13 protein-coding genes are annotated in these 15,251 nt (G+C 59.6%); 4 read left to right on the top strand and 9 right to left on the bottom strand.

Annotated features, from left to right (window positions below):
• Positions 1-133: 133 nt before the first annotated feature.
• Positions 134-346 (top strand): PA3496 family putative envelope integrity protein, encoded by a 213-nt coding sequence (locus BLU25_RS14405; RefSeq protein WP_029611660.1) that lies wholly within the window; start codon positions 134-136, stop codon positions 344-346.
• Here the strand turns inward: BLU25_RS14405 and BLU25_RS14400 are convergent.
• Positions 288-1,250, bottom strand: a complete 963-nt coding sequence (locus BLU25_RS14400; protein ID WP_029611661.1) for a LysR family transcriptional regulator — start codon at positions 1,248-1,250, stop codon at positions 288-290. The genes BLU25_RS14405 and BLU25_RS14400 overlap by 59 nt on opposite strands.
• A gap of 190 nt (positions 1,251-1,440) precedes the next feature.
• Here BLU25_RS14400 and BLU25_RS14395 point away from each other — a divergent pair, with 190 nt between their 5' ends.
• Positions 1,441-2,856, top strand: coding sequence for an acetyl-CoA carboxylase biotin carboxylase subunit (locus BLU25_RS14395; RefSeq protein ID WP_016782925.1), 1,416 nt, complete (start codon positions 1,441-1,443; stop codon positions 2,854-2,856).
• Between the two features lie 11 nt (positions 2,857-2,867).
• The gene (gene oadA, locus BLU25_RS14390) at positions 2,868-4,676 is read left to right on the top strand and encodes a sodium-extruding oxaloacetate decarboxylase subunit alpha (RefSeq protein WP_016782926.1); all 1,809 of its coding nucleotides are present in this window, start codon (positions 2,868-2,870) and stop codon (positions 4,674-4,676) included.
• A 336-nt stretch (positions 4,677-5,012) separates the two neighbouring features.
• Here the strand turns inward: oadA and BLU25_RS14385 are convergent, their stop codons facing one another.
• The 3 genes from BLU25_RS14385 to BLU25_RS14375 are packed head-to-tail and all read right to left on the bottom strand — an operon-like array spanning position 5,013 to position 6,793.
• Positions 5,013-5,693 (bottom strand): GNAT family N-acetyltransferase, encoded by a 681-nt coding sequence (locus BLU25_RS14385; protein ID WP_029611662.1) that lies wholly within the window; start codon positions 5,691-5,693, stop codon positions 5,013-5,015.
• Positions 5,694-5,707: 14 nt separating this feature from the next.
• Positions 5,708-6,157 carry a GNAT family N-acetyltransferase gene (locus tag BLU25_RS14380; RefSeq protein ID WP_016782928.1) on the bottom strand — a complete coding sequence of 150 codons (450 nt, stop codon included), beginning with the start codon at positions 6,155-6,157 and terminating at the stop codon, positions 5,708-5,710.
• A gap of 6 nt (positions 6,158-6,163) precedes the next feature.
• The gene (locus BLU25_RS14375) at positions 6,164-6,793 is read right to left on the bottom strand and encodes an FMN-binding negative transcriptional regulator (protein WP_016782929.1); all 630 of its coding nucleotides are present in this window, start codon (positions 6,791-6,793) and stop codon (positions 6,164-6,166) included.
• Positions 6,794-6,882: 89 nt separating this feature from the next.
• Here BLU25_RS14375 and pdxR point away from each other — a divergent pair, with 89 nt between their 5' ends.
• Entirely contained in the window at positions 6,883-8,439 is a 1,557-nt protein-coding gene (gene pdxR / locus BLU25_RS14370) for a MocR-like pyridoxine biosynthesis transcription factor PdxR (protein ID WP_016782930.1), read from the top strand.
• A 102-nt stretch (positions 8,440-8,541) separates the two neighbouring features.
• Here pdxR and BLU25_RS14365 read toward each other — a convergent pair whose 3' ends face one another.
• From BLU25_RS14365 to aspA, 5 genes are all read right to left on the bottom strand, one after another.
• Complete coding sequence (locus BLU25_RS14365; protein ID WP_016782931.1) at positions 8,542-9,573, bottom strand: histone deacetylase family protein; 1,032 nt, start codon at positions 9,571-9,573, stop codon at positions 8,542-8,544.
• A gap of 128 nt (positions 9,574-9,701) precedes the next feature.
• On the bottom strand, positions 9,702-10,694 hold the full coding sequence (locus tag BLU25_RS14360; RefSeq protein WP_016782932.1) for an AraC family transcriptional regulator: 993 nt from the start codon (positions 10,692-10,694) through the stop codon (positions 9,702-9,704).
• Between the two features lie 110 nt (positions 10,695-10,804).
• Positions 10,805-11,809: an asparaginase gene (locus BLU25_RS14355; protein WP_016782933.1), complete on the bottom strand. Its 1,005-nt coding sequence runs from the start codon at positions 11,807-11,809 to the stop codon at positions 10,805-10,807.
• Positions 11,810-11,865: 56 nt separating this feature from the next.
• A complete protein-coding gene (locus tag BLU25_RS14350) occupies positions 11,866-13,287 on the bottom strand; it encodes an alanine/glycine:cation symporter family protein (protein ID WP_016782934.1) in 1,422 nt (473 codons plus the stop codon).
• Positions 13,288-13,789: 502 nt separating this feature from the next.
• Positions 13,790-15,214, bottom strand: coding sequence for an aspartate ammonia-lyase (gene aspA / locus BLU25_RS14345; RefSeq protein WP_016782935.1), 1,425 nt, complete (start codon positions 15,212-15,214; stop codon positions 13,790-13,792).
• Between the last annotated feature and the right edge of the window lie 37 nt (positions 15,215-15,251).

The raw sequence follows: 15,251 nt of genomic DNA, 5'->3' as shown, positions 1-15,251 counted from the left end.
CCTCCGGGAGAGGGTTGGGGTGAGGGTGCTCTTGATCGCCAAGCAATTTCATCCCCCTGTCATCCAGGCTTCGCAAAGCCGTCACAAACATAGTCCATCGTGAAACTCCCGTACACGCCTTGGGAGACTCGAAATGGCTCAGCCTTACGAAGAACGCAATAGCGCCGTCAAAACCCGCCGTCAGCAAGAAGACCAGCGCCGCATGGCCTTCCGTCGTGCGATTGAAGACCATACGAGCCAGCGCCAACTGCGCCTGGAAACCTCTGACTACCCCGACCTGGGATCGATCAACTATTGGCAGGCTGCGTCGGCAAGTGGCCGTCGAAGCGCTCAACCAGCGCGCTGATCTGCAGGCGCTCACTGCGAATAAACCCCAGAAATGCATGCGCCACCGGCGACAGGCGCTTGGCCTTGGCCTGCACCACGCACCAGCTGCGGTACAACGGCAATTCTTCGACCGGCAGCTCGCGCAGCAGGCCGGTCGCCAGCTCCAGGCTGACGGCGTGGCGTGTTAACAGCGCCACGCCCAACCCGGCCACCGCACATTCGCGCTGAGACTCGTTGGACGACACTTCCAGCGTCTGATTGAAGTGCACGCGCTTCTCCTTGAAATACTCCTCACACGCCATGCGCGTGCCCGAACCCTGTTCGCGCATCAGCAGGGTATACGGCTCAAGATCCTGCAACCGCAGCGGCCCTTGCATGCACAGCGGGTGTTCGGCAGGTGCAACGGCCACAATCGGGTTATTCAAAAACGGCAGAAACTCCAGGCCCATGTCCTGCGGCACCATCGACATGATCACCAGATCGTCGCGGTTATCGGATAGCCGACGAACGGCCTGCGCCCGGTTGACCACGGTCAGTTGCAAATTGACTTCCGGGTGCTGGCGCTTGAAGGCAGCAAACAGATGCGGCACAAAATATTTCGCACTCGACTCCACCGCCAGTTTTAGCTGCCCCTGCAATGACCCGAGCATGTCGGAAAGCTGCATGTCGAGGTTTTCCAGGCGGCCGAAAATATCCCGGCTGGCCAACTGAAGCGCTTCAGCGGCCTCGGTCATGTACAGCTTTTTGCCAACGTAGTCGAACAAAGGCTGGCCAATCAGCTCTTCAAGCTGACGAATTTGTAGACTTACGGCGGGTTGCGTCAGCGACATTTCTTCTGCGGCGCGGCTGTAAGAGCGCAAATCACAGACTTCGTTAAACACCTGCAATTGGCGAAAAGTGATACGCATCAATGACTTACGCATTTTTATAAAATTATCCGAAGCGGGAAGTGCTCTGACTATAAGTTGTTACTTATGCACGACCCAAGAATTATTGATTTTTGTTTATCGCTGCGCAGGTCTAGTGTGACAACACAACGGTTCAGACACATTTGGACACGTCCCGACCTGGTCTAGCAGGTCGTTTGTTCCATGGGCTTTAGGAAGATTCCAAGTGATAAAAAAGATCCTGATCGCCAACCGCGGAGAAATCGCCGTCCGCATCGTGCGTGCCTGCGCCGAGATGGGGATTCGCTCTGTAGCGGTCTATTCCGAAGCTGATCGGCATGCCTTGCACGTCAAGCGCGCTGACGAAGCACACAATATCGGCGAAGACCCGCTGGCCGGTTATTTGAACCCGCGCAAGCTGGTTAACCTGGCCGTTGAAACCGGTTGTGATGCCTTGCATCCCGGTTACGGTTTTCTGTCAGAAAATGCTGAATTGGCTGATATCTGCGCCGAGCGCGGGATCAAGTTCATCGGCCCTGCCGCTGAAGTCATTCGCCGCATGGGCGACAAGACTGAAGCGCGCCGCAGCATGATCAAGGCTGGTGTTCCGGTTACGCCGGGCACTGAAGGCAACGTTGCCGACATCCACGAAGCCTTGATTGAAGGCGAGCGCATTGGTTACCCGGTGATGCTCAAGGCCACCTCGGGTGGTGGCGGTCGCGGCATTCGTCGCTGCAACAGCCGTGAAGAGCTGGAGCAAGCCTTCCCGCGGGTGATCTCGGAAGCTACCAAGGCTTTTGGTTCGGCCGAAGTGTTTCTGGAAAAATGCATCGTCAACCCCAAGCACATCGAAGCGCAGATCCTAGGTGACAGCTTTGGCAATGTGGTGCACCTGTTTGAGCGCGACTGCTCGATCCAGCGTCGCAACCAGAAGCTGATCGAAATCGCCCCAAGCCCTCAGCTGACCCCGGAACAGCGCGCCTATATCGGCGACCTGTCGGTGCGTGCAGCCAAGGCCGTGGGTTACGAGAACGCCGGTACCGTGGAGTTCCTGCTCGCCGAAGGCGAGGTGTACTTCATGGAGATGAACACCCGGGTGCAGGTGGAACACACCATCACCGAAGAAATCACCGGCATCGACATTGTCCGTGAGCAAATCCGTATCGCCTCCGGCCTGCCGCTGTCGATCAAGCAGGAAGACGTGCAGCACCGCGGCTTTGCCCTGCAGTTCCGGATCAATGCCGAAGACCCGAAAAACAACTTCCTGCCAAGTTTCGGCAAGATCACCCGTTACTACGCGCCCGGCGGCCCTGGTGTGCGTACCGATACGGCGATCTACACCGGCTATACCATCCCGCCGTATTACGACTCCATGTGTCTGAAACTGGTGGTGTGGGCCCTGACCTGGGAAGAAGCGATGGACCGTGGTTTGCGCGCCCTCGACGACATGCGTCTGCAAGGGGTCAAAACCACCGCCGCGTATTACCAGGAAATCCTGCGTAACCCGGAATTCCGTAGTGGCCAGTTCAACACCAGCTTCGTAGAAAGCCACCCTGAGCTGACCAACTACTCGATCAAGCGCAAACCCGAAGAGCTGGCCCTGGCCATCGCCGCCGCCATCGCCGCCCACGCAGGCCTGTGAGGAAAAGAATAATGAGCAAGAAGATTTTCGTAACCGACACCATCCTGCGTGACGCCCACCAGTCGCTGCTGGCCACCCGCATGCGCACTGAAGACATGCTGCCGATCTGCGACAAGCTCGACAAGGTCGGCTACTGGTCGCTGGAAGTCTGGGGCGGCGCCACCTTTGACGCCTGCGTGCGCTTCCTCAAAGAAGACCCGTGGGAGCGCCTGCGCCAGCTGCGTGCCGCCTTGCCCAACACCCGCCTGCAAATGCTGCTGCGCGGTCAGAACCTGCTGGGCTATCGCCATTACAGCGACGACGTGGTCAAGGCGTTCGTGGCCAAGGCGGCGGTTAACGGTATCGACGTGTTCCGCATCTTTGACGCCATGAACGACGTGCGTAACCTGCGCGTGGCCATCGAGGCCGTCAAGGCCGCTGGCAAGCATGCCCAGGGCACCATCGCCTACACCACCAGCCCGGTGCACACCACCGAGGCGTTTGTGGCCCAGGCCAAGCAAATGGAAGCGATGGGCTGCGACTCGGTCGCCATCAAGGACATGGCCGGCCTGCTGACCCCGTACGCCACTGGCGAACTGGTCAAGGCGCTGAAAGCCGAAATCACCCTGCCGATCTTTATTCACTCCCACGACACCGCGGGTCTGGCTGCCATGTGCCAGCTCAAGGCGATCGAGAACGGTGCCGACCATATCGACACCGCGATCTCCAGCTTCGCGTGGGGCACCAGCCACCCAGGCACTGAGTCGATGGTTGCTGCGCTTAAAGGCAGCGAATACGACACCGGTCTCGATTTGTCGCTGCTGCAGGAAATCGGCATGTACTTCTACGCCGTGCGTAAGAAGTATCACCAGTTTGAAAGCGAATTCACCGCCGTCGACACCCGCGTGCAAGTCAACCAGGTGCCGGGCGGGATGATTTCCAACCTTGCCAACCAGCTCAAAGAGCAGGGCGCGCTGAACCGCATGAGCGAAGTGCTGGCCGAAATCCCGCGTGTGCGCGAAGACCTCGGTTACCCGCCGCTGGTAACGCCGACCTCGCAAATTGTCGGTACCCAGGCGTTCTTTAACGTGCTGGCCGGCGAGCGTTACAAAACCATCACCAACGAAGTGAAGCTTTACCTGCAAGGCGGCTACGGCAAGGCGCCGGGGGTGGTCAACGAGCAACTGCGTCGTCAGGCCATTGGCAACGAAGAGCTGATCGACGTACGTCCTGCAGACCTGCTCAAGCCAGAAATGGTCAAGTTGCGTGCTGAAATTGGTGCCCTGGCCAAGTCGGAAGAAGACGTGCTGACCTTCGCCATGTTCCCGGACATCGGTCGTAAATTCCTTGAGGAGCGTGCTGCCGGCACCCTGACTCCGGAAGTGTTGCTGCCTATCCCTGAGGCGGGCGGTGTGACCAAGGCGAGCGGTGAAGGCGTGCCGACCGAGTTCGTGATCGACGTGCACGGCGAGAGCTATCGCGTTGACATCACCGGTGTGGGCGTCAAGGCTGAGGGCAAGCGTCACTTCTACCTGTCCATCGATGGCATGCCGGAAGAAGTGGTGTTCGAACCGCTCAACGAATTTGTTGGCGGCACCTCAAGCAAGCGCAAGCAGGCAAGCGAGCCAGGCCATGTGAGCACGGCAATGCCGGGCAACATCGTTGATGTACTGGTCGCTGTAGGCGATGTGGTCAAGGCTGGCCAGTCGGTACTGATCACTGAAGCCATGAAAATGGAAACTGAAGTCCAGGCCGGCATCGCAGGGAAAATCGTCACCATCCACGTTATCAAGGGCGACCGTGTTAACCCGGGCGAAATTCTGATCGAAATCGAAGCCTGATACTGCCTTTGATGTAAACGCTTTAAACCTCGGGGGAGCATGTGCTCCCCTTTTTTTTGCTCTTGAATTGAGGTTTTTCCGCGCGTTTCGACCCAGGGATCCGGGCGACGACAAGGCTGGAAAGCGCCTGTAGCGGTTGGCGATTAGCGCGAGGCGTGCCCGTGCGAGGCGTTAGACACAAGCCACTTAGTCATGGTGTTTCAGGTGCATTGCGCTGCTACGAACGTTTGCGCTTCTCCCTGTGCAAATAGGGTATCTAGAGGTCGGGTAGCGGAAATATGTCTGTTCCAGACACAAAAACGCCCAACAGTCCTTGTTGGGCGCACTGATCAAATTTTATACAGCTTTGCCCCGGCATTCCTCCAGGGTCTTTATTTGGCCGCTTTCTGGTTGGTTATCCAGTGCCAGCCATTTTTCGAACCCTACCGCTACTGCGGGCCATTCCGTACTGATGATACTGTACCATGTGGTATCACGATTCTTGCCTTTGACCACCATATGCTGGCGGAATACGCCTTCGTATGTGTACCCCAATCGTACTGCTGTACGCTTTGAGCGGGCGTTGTCGTTGTTGCACTTCCACTCCAGGCGACGGTTGCCCAGTGCGAAGGCTTCCCTGGCCAGCAGGTAGACGGCCTCGGTGCTTTTGGGCGAGCGCTGCATGGGGGCGCCAAAGGCAACGTGACCGATCTCGATGCGCCCGTGTTCCGGGACGATGCACATCAGGCTGAGCAGGCCTTGTGCCTCACCGCTCGACTTGTCGATAACGGCATAAAAATGTGGGTCGCGGCTGGCAGCATGGTTTTGCAGCCAGGCATCAAATGCCGGCCGCTCATTGAAGGGGCCGTAGGGCAAGTAGTCCCAAAGCTTGGGATCGGCCTTTGGCCCTTGTAAGGCTAGCCATAGTTCATCGCCATGACGTGCGGGGTCGAGCTTTTCCAGACGAATGAATCGTCCTTCAAGGGTGCGGTTATCCGGTGTTCTGGCCGTCAGCCAGTGTTCTAGAGAGTCGGGCATTGCGCGTTCCTTATTTATGACAAGGTTTTGCGAAACTGAATAAAGCCGGGGCGCTCGCCAATGCGCTCATACAACTGAATGGCCGTGGCGTTGGTTTCCTGGGTAAGCCAATGAACTTTGCAGCAATCCTTGTCGCGGGCGGCGGCATATACGTGCTCGATCAGCTGGCGCCCAACGCCCTTGCCGCGCACCTCGGGGCTGACAAACAGGTCTTGAAGATAGCAGGCGTTTTTGATGCTCCAGTTGGTGCGGTGATAAACGCACTGCACCATGCCCACTGCTTTATCACCTTGCCAGGCCAGAGCCAGGGTGGTCGGTTCTGCCGGATCGAGGAACCGCGACCAGGTGGACTGGGTGATGTCATCGGACAGTTCGGTCTTGTAAAAGCGCAGGTAGGCCTGCCACAGCGGTAGCCACTGTTCGCGATCGGCGGCGGTGGCGGGTTTGATCTGGATTTGAGTCATTTTCAGTTATTCCTTAACCATTAAATGAGCGAGTGCGTGGTCTTGCGGGTTGCTGTTGGCCAGCAGGCCCTGGCGCACGCCGGCCTGGTCGGCGGCGTCGCGGTTCTGGCTGAGTTTGCGTTTGCCTTGCAGGCGAGTGATGGGCAGGCGAAAACCCACAATGGCCTTGAGCATGCTGTCGATATAGTCGTCTGGTGCATCGCTGACCGCCCAAGGGGCGGGGCGCCCGGCTTCGTGTTGGCTGCTCAGGCGGCTGACCAGCGCCAGCAAGCGCTCGGCATCCTCGAATACCTTGGCTGTGCCATAGGCATGTACGGCCAGGTAATTCCAGGTGGGCACGGCTTTGCCGTGGTCGGCCTTGCTCGGGTAAAAGGACGGGCTGATATAGGCCTGCTCGCCGGCGAAGATCACCAGGCTCTCGGTGCCTTGCGCCAGTGCCTTGCCGTGCGGGTTGGCGCGGGCAAGGTGCCCGTACAACGTGCCGTACGCGCCTTCGTCCGGGGCCAACAGCAAAGGCACATGGCTGGCGAGCAAGCCCTGGCTGGTGTGTGTGACCAGGACGGGCAGGGGGCAGGCCTGCATCTGCTGGTGCAGGATTTGAATGTCGTCAACGGCGAAGGCGCGGGGTACGTACATGGAAATTATCCTTGGCGAATGGCTTCATCCTAGGCAGGCTATTGGTTGGTTGTAAGAGCCATTAATGGTCATTTTCATAGGTCCAATCCATGAGTGATTCAGCGCTGTCCATTGCCTTCAACCCTGCCGGCATCGAGCTTGATCCGAAAAAGGGCCTGAGCCGCCAGCTGTATCAGACATTGCGCCAGCGCGTGCTGGATGGCCGCTTGGGTGGCGGCTCGCGCTTGCCTGCCAGTCGTGACATGGCGAGCGCCCTGGGGATTTCCCGCAATAGCGTGGTGCGGGCCTATGACCAGTTGTATGCCGAAGGTTTTATTGAGGGGAGGGTTGGGGACGGCACCTATGTCGCAAAATTGCCAGCCAAAGCCCTGCCCCTGAAAAAGTTGTCCACCAACTTATCCACAGGGTTTTCAACAAGCTTATCCCCAGGGTTATCCACAAAATCAGCCGAAATACCTGTAATTACATCCAGTAAAGTTATCCACAGTACAGCGCTGAGCAGGGTTGCCGAGCACGCGCTTGACCTGCCTCCAAGCGGCGTTCCGCGTGCTTTTCGAGTGGGAGTTCCGGCGTTTGACTTATTCCCTTTCGAGGTATGGAGCAAGCTGCAGGCGGCTTTTTGGCGTAAGCCGGACTTGCAGCAGCTGTGTTATGGCGACCCGGCTGGCGATGAGCGACTGCGTGGGTTGATCGCGGCCTATTTGCGTACTTCGCGGGGTTTATCGTGCTCGGCTGAACAAATTTTGATCACCAGTGGCGCGCAGCAGGGAATTAGCCTTTGTGCACAGCTGCTGGTGGAGCCCGGCGAGGGGGTGGCTGTGGAAAACCCCGGCTATCGCGCAGCGGCCTATGCCTTTGCGATTGCCGGGGCGAATGTGCAGGGCGTGGCGGTGGATCAGGACGGTATGGACTGTTCAGCGCTGGCGCACTTGAACAACTGTCGGCTGGTCTATGTAACGCCTTCTCATCAATACCCCAGTGGAGTCACCCTGAGCCTGGCCCGGCGCCTGGAGCTGCTGGCCTGGGCCGAGCGCACGCAAGGCTGGATTGTCGAGGACGACTACGATGGCGAGTACCGCTACAGCGGCGCGCCGCTGGCCCCGTTGGCGGCTTTGGACCGCAGCGGGCGGGTAATTTATGTGGGTACCTTCGGCAAGGTGGCGTTTCCGGCGTTGCGCCTGGGGTACCTGGTACTGCCCAAGGGGCTGACCGAGCCGTTTGCCCGGCGCCGCTCGCTGGATATGCGTCATTCGGAGGTCAGCACCCAGGCGGTAATGGCCGAATTTATGGCGGCGGGGCATTTTCAGCGGCATATCCGCCGGATGCGTCGTGCGGCGTTGAGCCGCCGCGATGTGTTGCTGGCCAACTGGCCACGGGATGTCGCGGGGGTTGGGGCGATGCCGGCGATTGCGGCGGGGTTGCATGTGGCTGTGCCGGTTGCGGGGTTGGCCCGTGAGCAGGAACTGCTGGCGCAGGCCCGGGCGGTGGAGGTGGAAATCAACGGGCTGAGCAGTTATTGGCAGCAAGACTCGGTCGAGCCTGTGGATAACCGCGCCGGTTTGGTGCTGGGATTTGCAGCAGTGCCGGAGGTGGAAATCAAGGCGGCGCTGGAGCGGCTGGGCAAGGTGTGGAATGGCGGGCATTGAACTTGTGGGAGCGGGCTTGCCCGCGATGGCATCAGCGCATCAATCCGGGCAAACCCCGCCGCCTGAAGCGCGACCAAGCCCGTTCCCACAGGGCGGGCTTGCTCATTGCGCGCGTTCAAACCCCTCCAGCACATTCACCGCATTGACGCCGATTTCTTCGACCGCGTAACCGCCTTCCATCACAAATAAGGTCGGTTTACCCAGCCGCGCAATACGCTCGCCCATGCGCAGGTAGTCCGGGCTGTCGAGCTTGAACTGGGAGATCGGGTCGTTCTTGAATGTATCCACACCCAGGGAAACCACAATCACATCAGCGTCGTAACGCTCAATCTCGGCGCAGGCCAATTCCAGCGCTGCGCTCCAGCGGTCCCAGGCCGAGCCTGCGGGCAGTGGGTAATTAAAATTGAAGCCTTCACCCGGCCCTTCACCCAGCTCGTCTTCATAGCCCAAAAAGAACGGAAACTCGGCTTCAGGATGGCCGTGGATTGAGGTAAACAGGACGTCATTACGGTCATAGAAAATCGACTGCGTGCCATTGCCGTGATGGTAGTCCACGTCGAGGATCGCCACCTTGCTGCGGCCCTGATCGAGAAAGGCCTGGGCGGCAATGGCGGCGTTGTTCAGGTAGCAGTAACCACCCATCAGGTCGCTTGCGGCGTGATGACCTGGCGGGCGGCAAAGTGCGAAAGCGCTGTGGGCGCCATTTTGAATTTCAGCTTGAGCCGTCAGGGCTACTTGCGCAGCACTGTAGGCCGCTTGCCAAGTGCCTGCGGTAATAGGTGCGCCGCCGTCGAAGCTGTAATAACCCAACTGGCCGTGCAGGCTGGTGGGCAGTACGGCGCGCAAGGTTCGGGCGGGCCAGGTGTAGGGCAGCAAGTCGCCATCGCGGCCATGTTCGGTCCAGCGATCCCACGCACCCTGGAAAAAATCCAGATAAGCACTGCTGTGAATTCGCTCGACAGGCCCACGGCCAAAATCTTGAGGCGCACGCACGGGGCCGAGTTCACGAGTCTGGACACGTTGCAGAATATGGTCGGCGCGTGAGGGCATTTCAAAGCAGGGCATCAGTTGCCCGTCCATCAACTCACAACGGCCATGATGCAGGTGATGATCGTCCGAATAGATCGTCAGCATTTTCTTGTTCTCCCAAGGCTTGAGCGCTGGCTTACAGTTTTGCGGCGCAGGGCGTTTGAGAGAACGGCAGGAGCGGCCAAAACGAGATGGATACGGCCAAAATAGCTGACCGCAACGGGCCCCCTGAATCAGGCTCGAAACTGGCTGGGTGCGACCCCGCTCCAGCGCACAAACGCATGGCGAAAGCTGGCGGTTTCACTGAAGCCCAGGGCTTCGGCAATCTGGTAGATGGGCCATTCGGTGTCGTTGAGCAGCAGCTTGGCTCGCTCAAAGCGCAGGTCGTCGAGCAGTGTCTGGTAGCTGCAGCCCACATCGTGCAAATGCCGGCGCAGGGTGCGTGGCGAGCAGTTCATTTGTTCGGCCAGGCCTTCAAGCCCGGGGGCGGCATGCAGTTGTGCAGCCAGTAACTGACGAATACGCTCCAGCCAGGTTTGCCGCCCGGTGAATTCCAGATTCTGTTTGCGACAGCGCTCGGCCATCGCCTGATGGGTGACGGTGTCGGCCAGTGGCAAAGGCTGCTCGAGCCAGTGTTTGGCGAAGGCAAAACCATTGCCGTGGGCCTCGAACTGGCGCGGGCAATCGAAACTTAGCCCGTAGCGGGCGTGGTAGTCCGGTGCGCTGTGGGCAAAGCGTGCCCCTGATAGTGGCAACCGTTGGCCCAGCAGGTCTTCACAAATGACCTTGAGCGAGGCCAGGCACAGCTCGGTATTGAACACCGCCATTTGCGGGTTCTCGGCATAACCATTGGCGCAGAACCAGACCTGTTCGCCTTCGACCTCCAGGCTCAGCTCAAAAAGTGTTCCCAGCAGCGCCGGGTAGCGTAAAGCCAGACGCAATGCGTCACCTAAGGTGGCACTGGTGAGTAAGGCGTAACCGAGCATGCCGTAGGACGACACATGCATACGTCGCCCCAGTTCCAGGCCGATTTCGCGGCGCAGGGCTACGGCATTGGCGCATACGCGCATTTCCTGGTTGGTGGTGATGCGCGTGTCCGCACGGCTCAAGTCCGCTGCGCGGATACCGCTACCGGCCAACAGCGCTTCGCTGGGCAGGCCTTCGGCGTTGAAGGTGCTGAGCACCAGCGAGACGGCGTTGAGCGTGGTGAGATGAGAATGGAGCATGCCCGTTTCCTGCCTGAGAGGTGCAGGAAACGAGCAAGTTGTGTGCCGGGGGATGCCCACGGCAGCCACAAACCCCGTAGGAATTCCAGTAGCCGCCGCTGGAGTGGCCTTTACGCCAGCTCCCCGCACACATCCAGCTCGACCAGCCGGCGCACTTCAGCCAGGGGAAGGTCGGCGCCCAGCAACGCATGCAGCTTGCCGAACACGGCCTCACGGGTCATGCCGCCGCCCGAGAGTACGCCCGCCCCACGCAAGCGGCTGCCTGCTTCGTACACGTCCAGTTCCACACCGCCTTCATGGCATTGGGTGATAGCCACAATCACGATGCCGTTTTCCTGCGCCCGTTGCAGGCTGGCGAGAAAGTCCGGGTTGTCACTGGGGCCGGTGCCGCTGCCGAAGCACTCCAGTACCAGGGCCTCGATCCCGCTGTTGAGCAGGGCGTCGAGCTGGGCCGCGCCAATGCCCGGCACCAGCGGCAACACACCCACGCTGGCCTCATGTTTGGGGTGGCTGTAGGCCAGTTCGGCCGGGAGGGAAGTCGCCCTGGCTCCGCCGCCGTTGCGTGTCAGTGTCACAAATGGGTTTCGGCCAAAGCTGCGCACTTTGGCGCAGCGTGTGGGTGCCATCAGCTTGCCGTGAAAGTACAGCTGCACGCCATGCGGCTGGCCTTGGCCCAGCGCCTGCAAGGCACCACTGACGTTTTCCCAGGCATCGCTGTCGGGTACGCCCGCTGGCAGCATGGAGCCGGTAAACAGCACCGGCGCCGGCAAGCCCAGCAGTTGAAAGCACATGGCCGCAGCGCTGTAGGCCAGCGTGTCTGTGCCATGCAGGACCAGGACGCCATCGCAGCCATCCTTGTCCACGGCTTCGATGATCGCGGCCCGCAGGCGCAGCCAGTAGGCCGGGGTCATGTTGGCGCTGTCGATCAGCGGGCTCATTTCGCGAAAGGACCACTGTGGCACTTGTAACTGCGGTTGGCTGGCCAGGTGCTCGCTCATGCGCGCTTCAAAACCCGAGGCTGGCGCCAGGCCGCTGGCGCTGGCCTGCATGCCGATGGTGCCGCCGGTGTAGAGCACCCTGACGCGTTGGGCGGTGTGATGAGTGGCTGCGGTCATTGTTGAGTCCCCATAAGCAAAAACGCGGCGGTTCTGGAGAACCGCCGCGTCAAGTATCAGCGTTGTGTGTCTTCGGCCTTGGCGGCCGGCTTTGGCGGCCAGGCCTTCAGATCGAGATCCAGGTCCGGGAATTTACTGGAATCGAACACGGGTGTCTTGATCCCCGCGCGGCGCTGGTCATCGTAATCCTTGAGCACGCGCATGCAGATCTTGAAGAGCATGGCCAGGGCGACCAGGTTGACGAAGGCCAGCATGGTCATGGCAATGTCGGCAAAGGCGAAGACCGTTTGCAGGTTCTCGATCGAGCCCCAAAAGATCAGCACCAGTACCAGGGCGCGGTAACCCATCAGCGCCTTGCGGCTTTCGCCAACCAAAAAGCGCAGGTTGTTCTCGCCCAGATAGTAGTTGTAGAGCATCGAGGTGAACACGAACAGGGCCAGGGCCACGCTGATAAACACACGACCCCATTCACCCACTACGGCTGCCAGGGAGTTCTGGGTCAGGGCAATGCCGTCGCCTTCAAAGCCCGGGGTGTAGAAGCCCGACAACAGAATCAGCAAGGCCGTACAGGTGCAGATCACGAAGGTATCGAGGAATACGCTGAACGCCTGCACCACGCCTTGGGCGATCGGGTGTTCAACATCGGCCACGGCGGCCACGTTCGGGGCACTGCCCAGACCAGCTTCGTTGGCGAACACGCCACGTTTGACGCCCATCACGATCGCACTGCCGATCAGGCCACCGAACACCGGGTCCAGGCCGAAGGCGCTTTTAACGATATGACCCAGCATGGCGGGCACATGGTCGAATTGCAGCACGATCACATACAGGGTGACCGAGATATAGGCCAGGGTCTTGACCGGTACCAGCAGGTCGGCCACCGAAGCGATACGCTTGATACCGCCGATAAACACCAGACCCAGCAGGATGGCGATGGCCAGGCCCGAGTAGTTGACCTTGAAGCCGAAGGCGTCTTGCAACGAGTGGGTCACGGCATGGGCTTGCAGGCCCATGAAGGCAAAACCGAAGGTGATCAGCAGCAAAACTGCCATCAGTTTACCCATCCAGGCTTTGCCCAGGCCGTACTTCATATAGAAGGAAGGGCCGCCGCGCAGTTGACCTTCCGAGTCCCGACGCTTGTACAGCTGGCCCAGGGAGCATTCGATCAGGCTGCTGGACATGCCGACCAGTGCGGTCACCCACATCCAGAACACGGCACCGGGGCCGCCCAGGGTCACGGCAATACCGACGCCGGCAATGTTGCCCGCGCCCACACGGCCGGCCAGGCTCAGCATCAATGCCTGAAACGAGCTCAACTCACCGGCGCTGCTGCGCAGACTGTCCTTGAATACCGAAAACATGTGCAGGAAGTAACGAAACTGAACGAAACGCGAGCGGATCGTGAAGTAGCCACCGAGCCCGACCATGAGCACGATTAGCACTTTCCCTGAGAGGAAGTCATTGATGACTTCAAGCATGGATTATTCCTCGCTGTTTTTATCTGATGGCAACACGGGCGGGTCGAAATATCGCGTTACACCTGCTTGAGCAAGGCATAAACGTAGGCGATCAAGGCGACCCTGGCCATGTTGCTGCTTGGTTTACGATGCTGTTTCCGTGCTGACGATGGCCGCTGGTGCTGGGGCCGGGCACAGGAAGAGGGCCGGCACTATACCTAGGAGTGTGGGAAGCGTCTGCATAAGTGACTGAATTTTCATGTGCTGGTTGTCTGATATGGCTTCATTTTGAGTCGTATATGCCCTCACCCCAGCCCTCTCCCAAAGGGAGAGGGGGCTCGATTGGTGGCGTTACGCAGATCTGCTTTTGCCTGTGGTGCCCTCTACCTCCGGGAGAGGGGGCAGGGTGAGGGGCTTCAAAATTTCAGGCCAAAAAAAAGGGCCTGCAGACGTGTCTGCAAGCCCTCAAAAGGTGAGAGGTGTCTAGTCCCTCGACCTGGTGAGCGTTGAGCGTGTTACAGCATCAGGCCTTGAGAGGCACCAGACGCGGAGCAATCATGTTTTCCGGGCGCAGGATGTCGTCGAGCATGGCGTCGTCGAGCAAGCCTTCTTCGCGCACCAGTTCCAGCACGCCGCGGCCGCTTTCAAGAGCGATACGGGCGATGCGGGTGGCGTTTTCATAGCCGATGTACGGGTTAAGTGCAGTCACCAGACCAATCGAGTGCTCGACCAGTTCACGGCAGCGCGCTTCGTTGGCCGTGATGCCGGTGATGCAGTGCTCGCGCAGCATGTCCATGGCGCGTTGCAGCAGGCGGATCGAGTCGAAGATCTTGAATGCGATCAGCGGCTCCATCACGTTCAGTTGCAGCTGGCCACCTTCGGCGGCGATGGTCAGGGCCAGGTCGTTACCGATGATCTGGAACGCCACCTGGTTGACGGCTTCCGGGATAACCGGGTTGACCTTGCCTGGCATGATCGAGCTGCCTGGCTGACGTGCTGGCAGGTTGATTTCGTTGATGCCAGTGCGTGGGCCGCTGGACAGCAGGCGCAAGTCGTTGCAGATCTTCGACAGCTTGACCGCGGTACGCTTGAGCATGCCGGAGAACAGTACGAAGGCGCCCATGTCGGAAGTGGCTTCGATCAGGTCGGCAGCCGGTACCAGCGGGTGACCGCTGATGGTCGCCAGGCGGTTCACGGCCAGCATCTGGTAGCGCGGGTCGGCGTTGATGCCAGTACCGATGGCGGTGCCACCCAGGTTCACTTCAGTCAGCAGCTCTGGCGCCAGGGTTTTCAGGCGGGCCAGGTCTTCACTCAATGTCGTGGCGAAGGCGCGGAACTCTTGACCCAGGGTCATCGGCACGGCGTCTTGCAGCTGGGTACGGCCCATTTTCAGGACGTGGCTGAACTCGACGCCTTTGGCCGCGAACGACTGGATCAGGCTGTCGAGGCTGGCCAGCAGTGCGTCGTGACCCAGCAACAGGCCCAGACGGATGGCCGTCGGGTAGGCGTCGTTGGTCGACTGCGCCATGTTGACGTCGTTGTTCGGGTGCAGGTATTGGTATTCGCCCTTCTGATGGCCCATGGCCTCCAGCGCGATGTTGGCGATGACTTCGTTGGCATTCATGTTGGTTGAAGTGCCAGCGCCGCCTTGAATCATGTCCACCACGAACTCTTCGTGGAAATCGCCGCGGATCAGACGTGCACAGGCTTCGCTGATGGCTGCGTGCTTGGCATCGCTGAGATGACCCAACTCACGGTTGGCGTCAGCAGCGGCCTGTTTCACCATGGCCAGGCCCACAACCAGCTTCGGGTAATGCGAAATCGGAACGCCCGAGAGACGGAAGTTGTTCACCGCTCGCAGGGTCTGGATGCCGTAATACGCTTGAGCGGGTACTTCGAGTACGCCAAGCAGGTCTTTTTCGGTACGGAAAGATGCAGCGGAGGACATGATAGAAATCATCTCGATATGAACCCGGTCTGGGCCG

The sequence above is a fragment of the Pseudomonas fragi genome, from assembly GCF_900105835.1.
In the GTDB taxonomy this organism is placed as follows: domain Bacteria; phylum Pseudomonadota; class Gammaproteobacteria; order Pseudomonadales; family Pseudomonadaceae; genus Aquipseudomonas; species Aquipseudomonas fragi.
Note: the sequence above shows the minus strand (reverse complement) of the source record. Positions and strands in the feature narration are given on the sequence as shown.

Bases quoted from the DNA above. Each gene is read 5' to 3' on its own strand.
- aspA (WP_016782935.1), bottom strand. From the start codon at position 15,214: ATGTCCTCCGCTGCATCTTTCCGTACCGAAAAAGACCTGCTTGGCGTA.
- pdxR (WP_016782930.1), top strand. From the start codon at position 6,883: ATGAGTGATTCAGCGCTGTCCATTGCCTTCAACCCTGCCGGCATCGAG.
- BLU25_RS14380 (WP_016782928.1), bottom strand. From the start codon at position 6,157: ATGACTCAAATCCAGATCAAACCCGCCACCGCCGCCGATCGCGAACAG.
- BLU25_RS14360 (WP_016782932.1), bottom strand. From the start codon at position 10,694: ATGCTCCATTCTCATCTCACCACGCTCAACGCCGTCTCGCTGGTGCTC.
- BLU25_RS14385 (WP_029611662.1), bottom strand. From the start codon at position 5,693: ATGCCCGACTCTCTAGAACACTGGCTGACGGCCAGAACACCGGATAAC.
- BLU25_RS14365 (WP_016782931.1), bottom strand. From the start codon at position 9,573: ATGCTGACGATCTATTCGGACGATCATCACCTGCATCATGGCCGTTGT.
- BLU25_RS14375 (WP_016782929.1), bottom strand. From the start codon at position 6,793: ATGTACGTACCCCGCGCCTTCGCCGTTGACGACATTCAAATCCTGCAC.
- BLU25_RS14405 (WP_029611660.1), top strand. From the start codon at position 134: ATGGCTCAGCCTTACGAAGAACGCAATAGCGCCGTCAAAACCCGCCGT.
- BLU25_RS14400 (WP_029611661.1), bottom strand. From the start codon at position 1,250: ATGCGTAAGTCATTGATGCGTATCACTTTTCGCCAATTGCAGGTGTTT.
- oadA (WP_016782926.1), top strand. From the start codon at position 2,868: ATGAGCAAGAAGATTTTCGTAACCGACACCATCCTGCGTGACGCCCAC.
- BLU25_RS14355 (WP_016782933.1), bottom strand. From the start codon at position 11,809: ATGACCGCAGCCACTCATCACACCGCCCAACGCGTCAGGGTGCTCTAC.
- BLU25_RS14350 (WP_016782934.1), bottom strand. From the start codon at position 13,287: ATGCTTGAAGTCATCAATGACTTCCTCTCAGGGAAAGTGCTAATCGTG.